General features: G+C 76.8%; 18 protein-coding genes. 3 read left to right on the forward strand and 15 right to left on the reverse strand.

From position 1 onward, the window contains the following. Nucleotides 1-548, forward strand: a 548-nt coding sequence (locus BM048_RS18265; protein ID WP_175499552.1) for an HNH endonuclease signature motif containing protein, incomplete at its 5' end; no start/stop codon positions are given. Nucleotides 549-657: 109 nt separating this feature from the next. Here the strand turns inward: BM048_RS18265 and BM048_RS13495 are convergent. From BM048_RS13495 to clsA, 12 genes are all read right to left on the reverse strand, one after another. Further along, nucleotides 658-1059 (reverse strand): hypothetical protein, encoded by a 402-nt coding sequence (locus tag BM048_RS13495; protein ID WP_090033855.1) that lies wholly within the window; start codon nt 1057-1059, stop codon nt 658-660. A gap of 199 nt (nt 1060-1258) precedes the next feature. Next, the gene (locus BM048_RS13500) at nt 1259-1690 is read right to left on the reverse strand and encodes a VOC family protein (RefSeq protein WP_090033856.1); all 432 of its coding nucleotides are present in this window, start codon (nt 1688-1690) and stop codon (nt 1259-1261) included. Further along, nucleotides 1687-1827 carry a hypothetical protein gene (locus BM048_RS18270; RefSeq protein WP_175499553.1) on the reverse strand — a complete coding sequence of 47 codons (141 nt, stop codon included), beginning with the start codon at nt 1825-1827 and terminating at the stop codon, nt 1687-1689. Before BM048_RS18270 ends, BM048_RS13500 begins: the two co-directional genes overlap by 4 nt. A 96-nt stretch (nt 1828-1923) precedes the next feature. Beyond that, entirely contained in the window at nt 1924-2589 is a 666-nt protein-coding gene (locus tag BM048_RS13505) for an MBL fold metallo-hydrolase (protein WP_175499554.1), read from the reverse strand. 138 nt (nt 2590-2727) lie between these two features. After that, nucleotides 2728-3309, reverse strand: coding sequence for a MerR family transcriptional regulator (locus tag BM048_RS13510; RefSeq protein WP_090033859.1), 582 nt, complete (start codon nt 3307-3309; stop codon nt 2728-2730). A 179-nt stretch (nt 3310-3488) separates the two neighbouring features. Continuing rightward, a complete protein-coding gene (locus BM048_RS13515; RefSeq protein ID WP_090033979.1) occupies nt 3489-3986 on the reverse strand; it encodes a bifunctional nuclease family protein in 498 nt (165 codons plus the stop codon). Between the two features lie 127 nt (nt 3987-4113). Continuing rightward, nucleotides 4114-4779 carry a transcriptional regulator FtsR gene (ftsR, locus tag BM048_RS13520; RefSeq protein ID WP_090033861.1) on the reverse strand — a complete coding sequence of 222 codons (666 nt, stop codon included), beginning with the start codon at nt 4777-4779 and terminating at the stop codon, nt 4114-4116. Nucleotides 4780-5033: 254 nt separating this feature from the next. After that, entirely contained in the window at nt 5034-5492 is a 459-nt protein-coding gene (locus BM048_RS13530) for an FHA domain-containing protein (RefSeq protein WP_090033981.1), read from the reverse strand. A gap of 255 nt (nt 5493-5747) precedes the next feature. Then, on the reverse strand, nt 5748-6545 hold the full coding sequence (locus tag BM048_RS13535) for a DUF881 domain-containing protein (protein ID WP_090033864.1): 798 nt from the start codon (nt 6543-6545) through the stop codon (nt 5748-5750). Beyond that, nucleotides 6542-6874: a small basic family protein gene (locus BM048_RS13540; RefSeq protein ID WP_090033865.1), complete on the reverse strand. Its 333-nt coding sequence runs from the start codon at nt 6872-6874 to the stop codon at nt 6542-6544. Before BM048_RS13540 ends, BM048_RS13535 begins: the two co-directional genes overlap by 4 nt. Further along, on the reverse strand, nt 6871-7824 hold the full coding sequence (locus BM048_RS13545; protein ID WP_090033866.1) for a DUF881 domain-containing protein: 954 nt from the start codon (nt 7822-7824) through the stop codon (nt 6871-6873). Before BM048_RS13545 ends, BM048_RS13540 begins: the two co-directional genes overlap by 4 nt. Before the next feature lie 46 nt (nt 7825-7870). Next, nucleotides 7871-8491: a cardiolipin synthase ClsA gene (clsA, locus tag BM048_RS13550; protein ID WP_090033982.1), complete on the reverse strand. Its 621-nt coding sequence runs from the start codon at nt 8489-8491 to the stop codon at nt 7871-7873. 408 nt (nt 8492-8899) lie between these two features. Here clsA and BM048_RS13555 point away from each other — a divergent pair, with 408 nt between their 5' ends. Further along, nucleotides 8900-10786, forward strand: coding sequence for a DEAD/DEAH box helicase (locus BM048_RS13555; protein WP_373308469.1), 1887 nt, complete (start codon nt 8900-8902; stop codon nt 10784-10786). Between the two features lie 96 nt (nt 10787-10882). On the opposite strand, the gene BM048_RS13560 is transcribed toward BM048_RS13555, so the two are convergent. Further along, nucleotides 10883-11977 carry a threonine aldolase family protein gene (locus tag BM048_RS13560; RefSeq protein WP_090033984.1) on the reverse strand — a complete coding sequence of 365 codons (1095 nt, stop codon included), beginning with the start codon at nt 11975-11977 and terminating at the stop codon, nt 10883-10885. 125 nt (nt 11978-12102) lie between these two features. Here BM048_RS13560 and BM048_RS13565 point away from each other — a divergent pair, with 125 nt between their 5' ends. Next, nucleotides 12103-12648 (forward strand): DUF6328 family protein, encoded by a 546-nt coding sequence (locus BM048_RS13565; protein WP_239079039.1) that lies wholly within the window; start codon nt 12103-12105, stop codon nt 12646-12648. On the opposite strand, the gene BM048_RS13570 is transcribed toward BM048_RS13565, so the two are convergent. Both BM048_RS13570 and BM048_RS13575 read right to left on the reverse strand, forming a co-directional pair. After that, entirely contained in the window at nt 12605-13060 is a 456-nt protein-coding gene (locus tag BM048_RS13570; RefSeq protein WP_090033869.1) for a Fur family transcriptional regulator, read from the reverse strand. The two genes, BM048_RS13565 and BM048_RS13570, sit on opposite strands and share 44 nt — an antisense overlap. A 95-nt stretch (nt 13061-13155) precedes the next feature. After that, nucleotides 13156-14193 carry a PHP domain-containing protein gene (locus BM048_RS13575; protein WP_308439555.1) on the reverse strand — a complete coding sequence of 346 codons (1038 nt, stop codon included), beginning with the start codon at nt 14191-14193 and terminating at the stop codon, nt 13156-13158. Between the last annotated feature and the right edge of the window lie 93 nt (nt 14194-14286).

Genomic DNA, 14286 nt, shown 5'->3' on the forward strand with positions numbered 1-14286 from the left:
CCGTCACCACCCGCCAGCTCCTGGCCGGCGCGACGTGCTTGACCCGCGTCCTGACCGACCCGGTCACCGGGGACGTGCGCGCGGTGGACGGCACGTCCTACCGGCCCCCGGCAGCCCTGCGACGGTTCCTGCAGACCCGCGACGGCACCTGCCGCTTCCCCGGCTGCGGACGCGTCGTGACCGGGTGCGACAACGACCACGTCCAGGACTGGGCCCGCCGCGGCCCCACCACCGCCGGCAACCTGCTGAACCTGTGCCGCCACCACCACCGCCTCAAGCACCTCGGCGGCTGGTCGGCCACCCTGCACCCCGACGGCCGCGCCACCTGGCACTCACCCCGAGCACGCACCTACACCACCGAACCAGCCTGGACACCACCACCGACCCCACCACCCACCCCGGCGGGCACCACGAGCAGCACCCGGACGGCCGGATCAGACTTCCGGGACGGGGAGACGTCGGCGGACGGATCAGACGCGCTTGCACCCCTGCCGGGACGGGGCCTGCCGTCGTCCCTGCCCGGGCCGGACGACCCACCGCCCTTCTGACCAGCACCGCCACCGTGCCGCCGCCAGGCCCCCGGGACGTCCCGCCATGCCCTCTGGGTGTCACGGTGCTCGCGGCTTCACCCCCACGAGAGGGACCGCGGTGACGCGGTCAGCCGGCGACGCGGACGCGTGCAGCCGGGCGGAGCGCGACGAGGTGGTCGTGCGCGGCCCGCGCGGCCGCGAGGACCGCCTCGCGCTGGGCGGGCGTGAAGCCGCGGCGGGGCGTCGCCGCCGCGAGCACGGCCGTCACGAGTCCGTCGACCCGTACGGCCGCGACCACGACGTCCGGCCGCAGCGGACCCGTAGCCCGGCCGTGCAGGACGTCCTCCGCGGTGTCGAGCAGCCCCGAGCCGGCGGCGTGCACCGGGCCCCACAGATGGGCGGCGTCGAGACCCGTGGCGCCCCCGGCGACCACGAGGACCGCGGAGGCCGCCTCGGCCGCGAGAGCCGCCTGCCGAGGCAGGTCGGCGAGCTGGCGGTGACGTCGGGCGGCGGTGTCCTGGTCGAGCACGATGACCTCCTACGGGACGGGATGCTCTCCCCGGCCGATCGGCCCTCCGGGTGAGGTCCTGAGGCGTCCGGTGTGAGGTGTGCCGCTTGTCCTCAGGCCCGAGCCGGCGCCCTGCAGCAGTCGCGCCGCGGCCCGGACCGACCGGGGGGGCAGCGCGCACACGGGCTGCACCCCTCGTTACAGCACCGCGGCGGGGTCCTCAGGCGACGAAGACGCAGAACGGGTGGCCCGCCGGATCCGCCAGGACGAACAGGGGCTCTTCGGGGTCGTCCGACCGGTCGTGCAGCTCGCGGGCGCCCAGGGCGAGAGCTCGGCGGCGGACCTCCAGCAGGTCGGCGACCGACCCCACGGCGGTGTCCAGGTGCAGCATCTGCGGCACACCCGGCTCGGGCCACGTCGACCGCGGCTGCTCGTCGACCTGCTGGAACGCCAGGCGCACGTCGCCGTCGCCCTGCAGCACGAGCCAGTCCTGGTCGGGCCGGCCGTCCGTCGGCGGCTCGTCACCCTCCCGGTAGGTCAGCCCGAGCAGTACCCGGTAGAACTCCGCCAGCCCGCGGACGTCCGTCGTGTCCAGCACCACGGACACGAGACGGGGGACGACGGCGACCGCGTCGCCCCCCGGTGTGGTCATCCCTGCCCGCCGTGCCCGGCGGGGTCGGGCGTCGCGCGCAGGGCGTCGGCGACCTCCTCCTCCGGGCGCGGGGCCACGGTCTCGTCGTCCTCCAGCAGCGGGACCTCCGCGGTCCCGGGCGGCAGGCTCTCGGTCATCGGCCCTTCCTCTCCTCGTCGTACCGGTCGTGCTGTGGGCTCGTGGGTGTCGCGCCGGCGCACCCGTGTGGGCTGACGCGTCGTGCGGCACCGGTGTCACAGGTCCGTGGACTCGCCCATCTCCAGCACCACGGGCTCGCCCGCGCCGCCGAGGTTCGTCAGCAGGGTCGACGCGAGCTGGCGGCCGGCGCCGCTGAGGACGGCCTCGTGGATCGGCACGACGCGCCGCGGCGCGACCGAGCGCACCCAGTCGATCGTGTCGGCCAGCTTGAGCCAGGGCGCGCCGACCGGCACGAGCAGCGTGTCGACCGTGACCCCCTCGGGCGCCGCGACGAAGGCGTCCCCGGGGTGCAGGACCGTCCTCCCCTCCACCTCCAGGAGGAACCCGACGTTCGCGATCCCCGGGATGTCGGGGTGGATCACCGCGTGGTCGCCGCCCACGACGGTGAAGGTGCCCCCCGCGAGGTCCAGCCGGTCGCCGGGCGACACGGCGTGCGCCCGCTCGGCGGGCAGGCCGGCCTCGACGAGCGCGTCCACGACCGCCTGCGGGGCGTGCACCTCGGTCGACGACCCGAGCCCCGCGAGGTGCGCGACGAGGTCCGCCGGCACGACGTGGTCCTGGTGCTCGTGCGTCACGAGAACCGCGACGGCCCCGGGCAACGAGCGGTCGAGGTCCGAGAACGCGCCGGGATCGACGACGACGGCGCCCCCGGGCAGCTCGAACCGGACGCAGGAGTGTCCCCAGTGGGTGAGTGTGCTCATGGGGGTCAGCATGCCGCGAGGCCCTGAGGACGGCACGCGCAGGCGCACCGCTCGCCGCAGGCGTCGGTGGCCCTCCGACGTGCGGCGGAGCAGACGCCCGAAGGTCAGCCGGCGCGGCAGGTCGGCCGGCGCGGCAGGTCAGCCGGCGCTGCGTGCCCGGCGGCGGGCGGCGAGCTCGTCGCCCGGGGCGGGCTCGGCGGTCGCGTCGTCCTCGGCGCGCTCGGTCGGCAGCTCGGCCAGCGTGCCCTCCACCTCGCGCCACACGCGGCCGACGGCGATGCCGAACACGCCCTGCCCGCCCTGCACGAGGTCGATCACCTCGTCCGCCGACGTGCACTCGTACACCGACGCCCCGTCGGACATGAGCGTGATCTGGGCGAGGTCGTCGACGCCGCGCTCGCGCAGGTGCGCCACGGCCGTGCGGATCTGCTGCAGCGAGACCCCGGTGTCGAGCAGCCGCTTGACCACCCTGAGCACGAGGATGTCGCGGAAGGAGTACAGGCGCTGCGTGCCGGACCCGGTCGCGGGCCGGATCGACGGCTCCACCAGCCCGGTGCGCGCCCAGTAGTCGAGCTGGCGGTAGGAGATGCCCGCCGCGCGGCAGGCCGTCGGGCCGCGGTATCCGGTCGCCTCGTCGAGGTCGGGCAGCGCGTCGTCGAAGAGCAGACCCTGCGCGCGTTGCGGGACGCCCGTCGTCTCCGCGCCGTCTGTGCTGGCCACTGGTCCTCCTCGGTCCGGACGCGGCCGCTGCCTCGCCGTCGTGGTCACGCTAGGGGTGCGGGCACCCCGGCGCAACGACGTGCCCCCCGAGCGGCCCCCGGCGTGTCGCGCCCAGGCGGGCGCGGTGCTCCTCCGCTGCGCACGCTGTGCGCCGCCCCGGGGGGCACGACCCGCGACGGTCAGCCCTCGTCCTCGGGCTCGAAGTCGTCGGCGGTCACGTCGTCGAGGAAGGCGCGGAATCGCGCGACCTCGTCCTCCGGCGTGGTGCGCCGCACCTCCACGCCGGCCCGCTCGACGACCGCCCGGGCGCAGAGCACGGGGCAGCCGAAGCGCAGCGCGACGGCGATCGCGTCGGAGGCGCGGGCGTCGACCCGTGCGCCGCCCAGCAGGAGCAGCTCGGCGTGGAAGACGCCGGCGGTCAGCGCCGTCACAGCGACGCGCACGACAGGCTCCCCCGCGGCGACGAGCGCGTGGTGCAGCAGGTCGTGCGTCATGGGCCGCGGCGGCGTCTCCCCCGCCATGGCGGCGACGATGGCGGCACCCTCCGGTCGACCGACGACGATGGGGACGACGAGATCCGTCCCCGGCTCGAGCAGGAGGACGAGCACGGCCTCCTCCTCCGGCTGCTGCCGGACGCCGACCACCTCGACGGGGACGAGCCCGGGGTCCTCACCCATGCCGCCCACGGTACGACCCGGGGGCGCGTCCGGCAGCGGGGCCGTCGGTCCGCCGGCAGCGTCCGTCAGACCGACCGCAGCACCACCGCAGACCGGCCGGACCAGGTCCAGCGGCGGGAGGTGAGGCTCAGGGCGTGAGGTCGGCGACCGCCGCGCGCAGGACCGCCGTGTGCACCTGGCCGCAGAGCTCCCCGAGCTCCGCCGCGAGCCCGGCCGCCCGGGCCCGGGCCGACGCGCTGCGCTGCCCACGGATGGGTGCGACCGCCTGGGCGACGAGCTCGACCTGCCGCTCGGCCGCGACGCGGATCTGCCGCAGGTGCCGCGCGTCGATGCCGTGCTGCGCCAGCGTGGCCGCCGCCCGCACCAGCTCCGCGTCCGCCGGGGCGTACGTCCCGCGCGCGTCGGCCCGCAGCACGCCCGCCGCGGCGAGCTCGGCGACGAGGGCCGCGCCCACGCCGGCCTCCTGCGCGAGGCGCGGAGCCGTCCACCGGGCCGTCGTCGGCACACGGTCGCCGTCCCGGGTCGCCAGGCGCGCACGCGGGGTCGGCTCGTCCTCCAGGCCTGCGTCGAGCGCGGCGAGGCGTTCGGCGATCACCTTCAGCGGCAGGTACCGGTCGCGCTGCTGCGCCAGCACGTAGCGCAGCCGCTCGACGTCCGCCGGGGAGTACTGGCGGTACCCCGCCGGGGTCCGCACGGGCGTGACGAGCCCGTGCTCCTCCCAGAACCGCAGCTTGGACGTCGTCACCGCGGGGAACTCGACCTGGAGGGCCGCCAGCACGTCCGATATGCGCATGGAGGCGCGTCGCGAGATGCCCCGCGGCCAGGGCTCGTCCGCGGCACCGGGACCGGCGGTGGCCGACCCGGCCGTCGCCGACGCAGCCGTGGAGGACCCGGCCGAGGATGCTCCCGCCGACGACGGTCCTGCCGACGACGGTCCTGCCGACGACGGTCCTGCCGACGACGGTCCTGCCGACGACGGTCCTGCCGACGACGGTCCTGCCGACGACGCCTCCGCCGACGCCCGTGCCCCGCCCCGAGCGGCCGCGCTCACCCCTGGCCCTGGCCCCGGGCGGGGCTCGGGTGGAAGGTCAGGCGGTACTTGCCGATCTGCACCTCGTCGCCAGCGCGCAGGACGGCCTCGTCGATGCGCGTGCGGTTGACGTAGGTGCCGTTGAGGGAGCCCACGTCCCGCACGGTGAAGGAGGTGGCCTGCCGGACGAACTCCGCGTGCTTGCGCGAGACCGTCACGTCGTCGAGGAAGATGTCGGCGTGGGTGCTGCGACCCGCGGCGGTGCGGTCCGCGTCGAGGAGGAACCGCGCCCCGGCGGACGGCCCCCGCTGGACGACGAGCAGCGCCGACGTCGGCGGCAGCGCCTGCACCGCGGCGACGTCCTCGGCGCCGAGCCCCACGGGGGCCAGCGCGTCCACGTCGCCGACGTCGACGGCGCCGAACTGGATCGTCGTCTCCGGGACCGCGGGGCGCGGAGCGGGGGTGCTCCCCGGCAGGCCCTCCACCTGGTCCTCCGGCTGGCCCTCCGGGAGGTCCTGACGCTCGCTCACCCTTCGCCTCCCGACGTCGTCGCAGCCACGCCGCACACCCTACGCACACCGGCCCGGCGGGCGCACCGACCTGGCCGCACGGCCCGGCGGCCCGTCCCTGCCGCCCGTGCAGGTCGCCGGTGCGGGTCGCCGGTGCAGGTCGCCGGTGCAGGTCGCCGGTGCAGGGTCGCCGGTGCAGGTCGGTTCAGGCCGTCCGGGCCCTCAGCCGTCCTCGGCCGGCAGCGGGGTCGCCCAGGTCGGCGGTGCGGGGGTCGCGAGCGCCGTGACCTCCACCTCCTCGCGCCGCAGCACGCCGCCGTCGCCGCCGTCACGGCGCACCGCGGCCAGCGCACCGCCGGGGATCTCGAGCGCGGTGGCGATCGTGTCCGGGTCCCCGATGACCACCCACCGGTACGGCGCCTGCAGCGGCTGCCCGTCCAGCAGCACCTCGCCCGCACCGCCCGTGAAGGCGCTCGAGGCCGTGAGCCGCACGTCGCCGACCTGCATGGCCTCGGCGCCCGCGTTGCGCAGCTCCTCGAGCAGGTTGAGCAGGGTCGCCGGCTTCACGCGGCCGTCGGGGTCGGCGACGGTCACGACGACCCCCGGCCCGACGGCCGGCAGGCGCCCGGTGAGGATCCCCTGCGTCTCGGCGGACCGCCGGGCGGCGTCCTGCGCTGCCTGCCGGGAGCTGTCGTCGGAGAGCAGCTCGTCGCGCTCGGCCTCGAGGCGGGTGAGCTCGCGCGCCAGCTCGTCGCCGCGCGTGGTGGTCTCGTCGAGCAGGCGCACGAGGTCGTCCTGCCGCAGCGTGCTCAGCGTGGCCGTCGACGCCTGGCGCACCTGCGTCACGACGGCGAACCCGAGCAGCGCGCACAGCACCCCCGTCACGACCTGCGCGCGGGAGACCCGCGGGCGCAGCGCGTGCGCGAGCACGGACCACCCGGACGGCGCGCGCTCCTCGCGCGCGGCGTGCCGGTGGTGCCCGCCCGGAGCGGGGCCGCGGCCCCCGTCGGCCGTGCTCACGCGTGGAAGAGGTGCCGCCGGATGGAGGCGGCGTTGGAGAAGATGCGGATGCCGAGGACGACGACGACGGCCGTCGAGAGCTGGGAGCCGACGCCGAGCTGGTCGCCGATGAAGACGATGAGCGCGGCGACCACGACGTTGGACAGGAACGAGACGACGAAGACCTTGTCGTCGAAGATGCCGTCGAGCAGCGCGCGCACGCCGCCGAACAGCGCGTCCAGCGCCGCGACCACCGCGATGGGCAGGTACGGCTGCAGCTCGACCGGCACCTCCGGCCGTACGGCCAGGCCGACGACGACCCCCAGCACGAGCCCGATCGCCGCGATCATCCGTCCGTCCCCTCCGACGCCGGTGCCCCGCCCGACCCCTCGTCCCGTCCCTGCGACCCGTCCTGCAGGCCGTCCTGCACGTCGTCCTGCGCGACGCCGGCCGCCGACGGTCCACCCGTCACGGGATCCACGCCCTCCGGCAGCCGCGACTCGCGCAGCGCCGGCGCGCGCCCGGCCGGCAGGGTCAGTGTGCCCTGCCGGGAGGTCTGCACGCCGATGCCCCACACCGAGCGCAGGGCCGCCAGGTGGTCGGCGGCCGACGAGCGCGCGAGCCCCGTCTCCAGCCCGGCGGGGTCCCCCACCGCCTCGACGACGTACGGCCCGACGACCGGCACGAGGTCGACGAGCACCGCGCCCGCCCGGTTGCGGATCTCCGCGGTCGCCGTCAGCCGCTGCCCGCCGACGGCCACCGCCTCCGCCCCGGCCGCCCACAGGGCGTTGACGAGCAGCTGCAGGTCACCGTCCCGCACGGCCGACTCCGGCTCGCTGCCGTCGGCGGCGCCGGGGCCGTCGGTCAGCACCACCCGCAGGCCGGGCCCGCGCACCGGCGCGGACCCGGCCGCGACGACGTCGGCGGCCAGCACGTCGGCCAGCGCCGGGTCCAGCCCGGCCAGCGCCTCGTCCTGCAGCTCGCGCACCTGCGCGCCGAGCTCGGCCGCCCGGGCGTTGCGCTCCACGACCCGCGACGAGCGCTCCTCGATCTGCTCGACGAGCAGCGCCCGCGCCCGTTCCGCCGACCCCGCGGGCCGGCGCAGCTGCAGGACGGCGGCCGACGTGATGAGCCCGAGGACGAGCGCCGTGGCGACCAGCAACGCGGTCGCGCGCCGGGAGCGCCGCGGCGCCGGTGCCCCCGCGCGCGCCGCTGCCGCTTCACGCTCGGCGCGCCGGGCCGCGGCCAGCGCGTACCCGGGGTCGAGCGGGCGCTCCTGCGCCTCGACCAGCAGCGTCATCGACGCGTCGGGCCGCGGGGTCCCGCGCGCTCCTGCGTCGGGCCGCTCAGGCACCGGACCGGCGGGCGCCGACGAGCACGCGCGTCGCCTGGAGGAGGTACGCGGCGCCGGCGACCCAGTAGAGGGCCAGCCCCCACAGGGCGAAGGCCCACCCGACGACCGTGGCGGCGTGCCCGACCACGGAGGACCACTCCGACAGGAGCAGCAGCGGGAACGCGTAGAGCAGCGCGAACGTGCCGGCCTTGCCGGCCATGTGCACGGGCAGCGGCGCGTACCCGGCGCGCGCCAGCACGAGGAGGACGACGAGCAGCACCACGTCCCGCGCCACCAGCACGGCCACGAGCCACCACGGCACGACCCCGCGCCACGCCAGGCCGAGCAGGGTCACGAGGATGAACAGCCGGTCGGCCGCCGGGTCCAGCATCTGCCCGAGCCGGCTCACCTGGTGCAGCGACCGCGCGAGCACGCCGTCCAGCCAGTCGCTGAACCCCGACACCGCCAGGACGAGGACCGCCCAGCCGTCGTGGCCCTGCGCGATGAGCACGGCGAAGACGGGCACGAGGGCGAGCCGGGCCGCGGAGATCGCGTTGGGGACGGTCCACACGCGGCGGGTGACCGGCTCGTCGGCGCCGGGGACGGGCGTGCCGCGGCGCTCCTGCGCCGTCATGCGCCCCGCGTCCGTCGTCACCCCGTCGCCACCCTCCACCGGTCGTCGCGCCCGATCCTAGGGGGTCGGTCCCCCGGACCGGCGAGGGCGCCACCCCATCCGCAGCCCCGCCCGCCACCCGTGCCCCGCCGTATTCCCGTCGCGGCCCCCACGGGCGCGTCGTGCAGGACACAGGCCCCCTCCCCGCCCGGCGCGGGCCCGCTCCGGTAGGCTCTCCGGTGATCCAGGAGTTCGTCGCTTCCCCCGTGGGTGCGCCGGGACCGTCCCCGTCCGGGGCCGGTGGCGCGCGAGCAGTCAGGCACCGGCCGTCGCCGGTGGTCCTCAGGGTGTCGGGGCCGCGACCACCGCCCACCGTCCCGGTGCGCGGTCGGGGCTCCTCCCGCACGAACGGTTCGCCTCTTGAGCACTGTGCTGCCCGCTTCCCCCCACCACGACCTCCTCCCCGACGACGAGGCCCGCGCGGCCGACGTCACCGGCACCGACGAGGCCCCGGCGACGCCCGCCGCCGCCGGCCCGGCCGGGTCCGCCGCCCCGAGCGCCCCCGTCGCCGGCGGCTTCGACGCGCTGGGGCTGCCCCCGGTGCTGCTCGACGCCGTGCTGGATCTCGGCTTCGTCACGCCCTCCGCCATCCAGGCCCAGGCGCTGCCGGCCCTCCTCGACGGCCGCGACGTCGTCGGCGTGGCGCAGACCGGCACCGGCAAGACCGCCGCGTTCGGCCTGCCGCTGCTCGCGGCCGTCGACCCCGAGGTCGGCGCCGTCCAGGCCGTCGTCCTGACCCCGACGCGCGAGCTCGCGATGCAGGTGGCCGACGCCATCTCCTCCTTCGCCTCGCGGCTGCGCGGCCTGTCAGTGGTGCCCGTCTACGGCGGTGCGCCCTTCCTGCCGCAGAAGCGCGCCCTCGAGCGCGGCGCCCAGGTCGTCGTCGGCACCCCCGGCCGCGTCCTGGACCACCTCGACCGCGGCTCGCTGCACCTGGAGGACGTCCGCTTCCTCGTGCTCGACGAGGCCGACGAGATGCTGCGCATGGGCTTCGCGGAGGACGTCGAGCGCGTGCTGTCCTCGGCACCCGTCGAGCGCCAGGTCGCCCTCTTCTCGGCGACGATGCCGCCGGCCATCCGCCGCGTCGCGAACGAGCACCTGCGCGACCCGCTGGAGATCACGGTCGCCCGGCAGTCCTCGACGGTCACGGCGGTCCGGCAGACCTACGCCGTCGTCCCGCACCGGCACAAGACCGGCGCCCTCGCGCGCGTCCTGCAGGTCACGGACGCCGACGCCACGATCGTCTTCGTCCGCACCCGCGGCGCGGCCGAGGAGGTCGGCACGGCCCTCGTCGCGCAGGGCATCCCCGCGGCCCACATCTCCGGCGACGTCGCCCAGGCCGACCGCGAGAAGATCGTCGAGCGCCTGCGCAGCGGTGCCCTCGACGTCCTCGTCGCCACCGACGTCGCCGCCCGCGGGCTCGACGTGGACCGCATCGGCCTCGTCGTGAACTTCGACGTGCCGCGCGAGCCCGAGACGTACGTGCACCGCATCGGCCGCACGGGCCGCGCCGGCCGCACGGGCGAGGCCCTGTCGTTCGTCACCCCGGCGGAGCAGTCGCGCCTCAAGCAGATCGAGCGCACGACGCGCAGCCCGCTGCACCTCGTCACGATCCCGAGCCCGGCCGAGGTGTCGGGCCACCGGGCGGCGCGCCTGCTCGAGCGGGTCGCGGACCGGCGGGAGCGGGGCCGTCTTGAGGCCGCCCGCACGGCGGTCGAGACGTACCTGGCCGCGCACCCGGGCACGGACCCCGTCGAGCTGCTCGCCGTCGTCACCGCCCTCGCGGTCGGCGACGAGGGGCCCTCGCCGCGGCCCACCGAGGGCGACGACCTCGACGACGCGCTCAGCCGGGCACGCCTCGTGCCCGAGCGCGGGGGCGACCGCGGCGACGCGCGCGACCGCGGCCCGCGCGACAGCCGTCCGGGCCACCGCACGGAGAACCGCCGCTCGGGCGGCACCGGCACGCGCTACCGCGTGGCGGTCGGGCACAAGGACGGCCTCCAGCCGGGGGCGCTCGTCGGCGCGCTGACCGGGGAGGGCGGCCTGACGGGCAAGGACGTCGGCAAGATCGACATCTTCGCCGGGTTCTCGCTCGTCGACATCGACAACCTCACGCCGGAGGCGGTGGACCGGCTGGCGCGCACGCGCGTCGCCGGCCGGCCGCTGCACCTGCGCCCCGACACGGGTCCGCGGGCGCCGCAGGGCGCCTCGCGCCCGACCGGCGGCCCCGGCCACCACCGGCGCCCGCGCCCCTGACGCCGAGGCCCGTCCGGCGGCTGCTGCACCGACACGGCTCCGACCCGGCCCCGTCACCGCCCGCCGCGGTGACGGGGCCTCGTCGTCTCCCGGTGGTCAGACCCGACCGGCCGGCGCCGGTGCGCGCACGGCGTCGGCCGGCACGCGGGCGGCCTCCTGCGCCAGCTGCGCCACGAAGGCGTCGACGTCCTCCGGACGGGTGTCGAAGGCGCACATGAGGCGCACCTCGCCCGTGGCGGCGTTCCAGTCGTAGAACCGGGTCCGCTCCCGCAGACGGTCGGCGACCCCCGGGGGCAGGACCGCGAAGACCGCGTTCGCGTCCGTCGCCCGGGTGACGCGCACGCCCGGGACGTCCTCGATCCCGGCGCGCAGCCGGGCCGCCATCGCGTTCGCGTGGGCCGCCGACCGCCGCCACAGGTCGCCGTCGTACAGCGCGAGGAGCTGCGCGGAGACGAACCGCATCTTCGAGGCGAGCTGCATGCCCATCTTGCGCAGGAAGTCCAGGCCGGGGGCGGACCCCGGCGTGAGGACCACGACCGCCTCCGCGAACAGCACCCCGTTCTTCGTCCCGCCGAGGCTCACCACGTCCACGCCGGCGTCGGTCGTCAGCGCCCGCAGCGGGACGTCGAGGGCCGCCGCCGCGTTGCCCAGGCGCGCGCCGTCCAGGTGCAGCCGCATGCCGAGCGCGTGGACGTGGTCGGCCAGGGCACGGATCTCCTCGACGGAGTACGCGGTCCCCAGCTCGGTGGTCTGGGTGATCGACACCACCCCCGGCTGCGCACGGTGCTGGTCGCCGAACCCCCACGCCTGCCGGTCCACGAGCTCGGGGGTCAGCTTGCCGTCCGGGGTCGGCACCGTGAGCAGCTTCAGGCCCGCCACGCGCTCCGGCGCGGCGTTCTCGTCCGTGTTGACGTGCGCCGTCTCCGCGCACACGACCGCCCCCCAGCGCGGCAGCACCGCCTGCAGCGACAGGACGTTCGCCCCGGTGCCGTTGAAGACGGGGAAGGTCTCCGCGTCCGGGCCGAGGTGCCCGCGCACGACCTCCTGCAGGCGGGCGGTGTAGACGTCGGCGCCGTACGCGGGCTGGTGGCCCCCGTTCGCGGCGGCGAGGGCGGCCAGCACCTCGGGGTGGACGCCGGCGTAGTTGTCGGAGGCGAAGTCGCGCCGGTCCGTGTCGTGGAGAGGGTGCACGGGACCATCATGCGACGTCGGCACGGGTGCCCCGTCGGCGCGGGCGTCGTCGACCGGCCGGGCGCCGGCGCCGGCGCCGGACGTGTGCACGTGCACGTGACGGGTCGCTCGGCCACGATGCCGCCATGACGCACGTGGCACCCACCCCGGCCGACCCGCAGGCCGTCGACGCACCGGCCGCCGGCCCCCGGGACCGGGACGAGACACCCACCGAGCGCGCCGACCGCAACTGGAACGAGCTCCTCCAGGAGCTGCGGGTGGTCCAGACGGGCGCGCAGATCCTCGTCGGGTTCCTGCTCACCATCCCGTTCCAGAGCCGCTTCGCCGACCTCGACACCCAGGAGCGGACGACCTACCTGACGCTGCTCGTGCTGGCGACGGTGGCGACGACGCTCATCGTCGCCCCCGTCTCGCTGCACCGCGCGCTGTTCCGCCGCGGCCGCAAGCCGCAGCTCGTCACGAGCGCCGACCGCCTGGCCCGGACGGGCCTCGTGGTGCTGGCCGCCGTGCTCGCCGGGGTGCCGCTGTTCCTGTTCGACGTGGTCGTGTCGCGGACAGCCGGCTACGTGGTCGGCGGCGCCGTGGCGGTGCTGCTGCTGCTCGTCTGGTGGCTGCTGCCGCAGGTGCTCATCCAACGGGCGGAACGGTCCCGTCCGTCGGACCCGCGCTGAGCCCCGCCTCGTGGTTGGCCTCCCGGCACGCGGCGCAGGTGCCCACGAGCTCGATGGTGTGGTCCACCTCCGCGAAGCCGTGCGCGGCGGCCACCGACTCGGCCCAGGACTCCGCGGCCGGTCCGTCGATCTCCACGGTCCGGCCGCAAACCCGGCACACGAGGTGGTGGTGGTGGCTGCCGCGGCGCTCGCACCGTCGGTAGACCGACTCCCCGTCGGCCGAGCGCAGCACGTCGACCTCCCCCGCGTCGGCGAGGGTCTGCACGGCCCGGTAGACCGTCGCGAGCCCGACGCCGGAGCCGCGCGCCCGCAGGAGCTCGTGGAGCTGCTGGGCGCTGCGGAACTCGTCCACCTCGTCGAGCAGCCCGAGGATCTCGGCGCGCTGCTTCGTCCGGCGGGCGACGACGGCCATGCGGGACCTCCTGCGGGCGGGACGTGCGGGACGGACGGGCGGGACGTGCGGGACGGCGGGCGGCCGCGCCGGACGGACCAGTCTAGGCGCGCACCTCAGCGCCGGAACCCGGCCAGCAGGTCCTCGGCCGTGCGGGTGGTGACCACCCGCTCCGGCCCGATGCCGTGCTGCACGGCCCGCACGCACCCGGCCATGAGCCAGTCGAGCTGGCCGGGCGCGTGGGCGTCGGTGTCGATGCTGAACAGGCAGCCGGCCTCCACCGCGACGTCCAGCAGGGCGTGCGGCGGGTCCAGGCGGTCCGGGCGACAGCTGATCTCCACCGCCACGCCGTGCTCGGCGCACGCCTCGAACACGGCCCGGGCGTCGAAGGTGCTCTCCGGCCGGCCGCGTCCGGTCACCTGCCGCCCGGTGCAGTGGCCGAGCACGTCCGTGCGCGGGTCCGCGACCGCGGTCAGCATGCGCCGCGTCATCGCCCGCTCGTCCATGCGCAGCTTGCTGTGCACGGAGGCGACGACGACGTCCAGCGCGTCGAGGAGCTCCGGCTCCTGGTCCAGCGACCCGTCGTCGAGGACGTCGACCTCGATCCCCCGCAGCACCCGGAACGGCGCGACCGCCCGGCCCAGCGCCTCCAGCGCCGCCATCTGCGCGCGGAGCCGCTCGGGGGACAGGCCGCGGGCCACCGTCAACCGCGGCGAGTGGTCCGTGATCGCGACGTAGTCGTGCCCCAGCTCGAGCGCCGCCAGCACCATCTCCTGGACGGGGGTCGCGCCGTCGCTCGCCTCCGTGTGCGCGTGCAGGTCGCCACGCAGGCGCTCGCGCAGCGCGCGGGCTGCGGCGACGGTGGCCTCGTCCGGCTCCGGCGACCCCGGCACCTGCGACGGCGGCAGCGTCTCCGCCTCGGCCTCCAGCCGCTCGAGGTAGGCGACCGGCTCCCCCCGCGCGGCCTGCGCGGCGACCTCCGCGGTGCGCGGGCCGACCCCGGCCAGCTCCGTCAGCGCGTCCCGCCCGACGAGGTCTCGGACCGCCGCGGGGCTCTCGGCCTCGACCGCCCGCGCCGCGGTGCGGAACGCGGCCGGCCGGTAGGACGTCGCCCGGCCGCGCTCGAGGAGGAACGCCACCCGGCGCAGCGCCACGACGGCGGCGTCGCGCGCTGTGTCGTCCCGCGACGTGTCGTCCCGCGATGTGTCGCCGCGCACGACGTCGCCGTGGCCGACCTCCTCCTGCGC

The organism is Cellulomonas marina, from assembly GCF_900111925.1.
GTDB lineage: Bacteria > Actinomycetota > Actinomycetes > Actinomycetales > Cellulomonadaceae > Cellulomonas > Cellulomonas marina.

Excerpts from the sequence above, each read along its gene's own strand:
- BM048_RS13500 (WP_090033856.1), bottom strand. The coding sequence starts at position 1,690 with ATGACCACACCGGGGGGCGACGCGGTCGCCGTCGTCCCCCGTCTCGTG.
- BM048_RS18270 (WP_175499553.1), bottom strand. The coding sequence starts at position 1,827 with ATGACCGAGAGCCTGCCGCCCGGGACCGCGGAGGTCCCGCTGCTGGAG.
- BM048_RS13505 (WP_175499554.1), bottom strand. The coding sequence starts at position 2,589 with ATGAGCACACTCACCCACTGGGGACACTCCTGCGTCCGGTTCGAGCTG.
- BM048_RS13515 (WP_090033979.1), bottom strand. The coding sequence starts at position 3,986 with ATGGGTGAGGACCCCGGGCTCGTCCCCGTCGAGGTGGTCGGCGTCCGG.
- ftsR (WP_090033861.1), bottom strand. The coding sequence starts at position 4,779 with ATGCGCATATCGGACGTGCTGGCGGCCCTCCAGGTCGAGTTCCCCGCG.
- BM048_RS13540 (WP_090033865.1), bottom strand. The coding sequence starts at position 6,874 with ATGATCGCGGCGATCGGGCTCGTGCTGGGGGTCGTCGTCGGCCTGGCC.
- BM048_RS13545 (WP_090033866.1), bottom strand. The coding sequence starts at position 7,824 with ATGACGCTGCTGGTCGAGGCGCAGGAGCGCCCGCTCGACCCCGGGTAC.
- clsA (WP_090033982.1), bottom strand. The coding sequence starts at position 8,491 with ATGACGGCGCAGGAGCGCCGCGGCACGCCCGTCCCCGGCGCCGACGAG.
- BM048_RS13565 (WP_239079039.1), top strand. The coding sequence starts at position 12,103 with ATGACGCACGTGGCACCCACCCCGGCCGACCCGCAGGCCGTCGACGCA.
- BM048_RS13570 (WP_090033869.1), bottom strand. The coding sequence starts at position 13,060 with ATGGCCGTCGTCGCCCGCCGGACGAAGCAGCGCGCCGAGATCCTCGGG.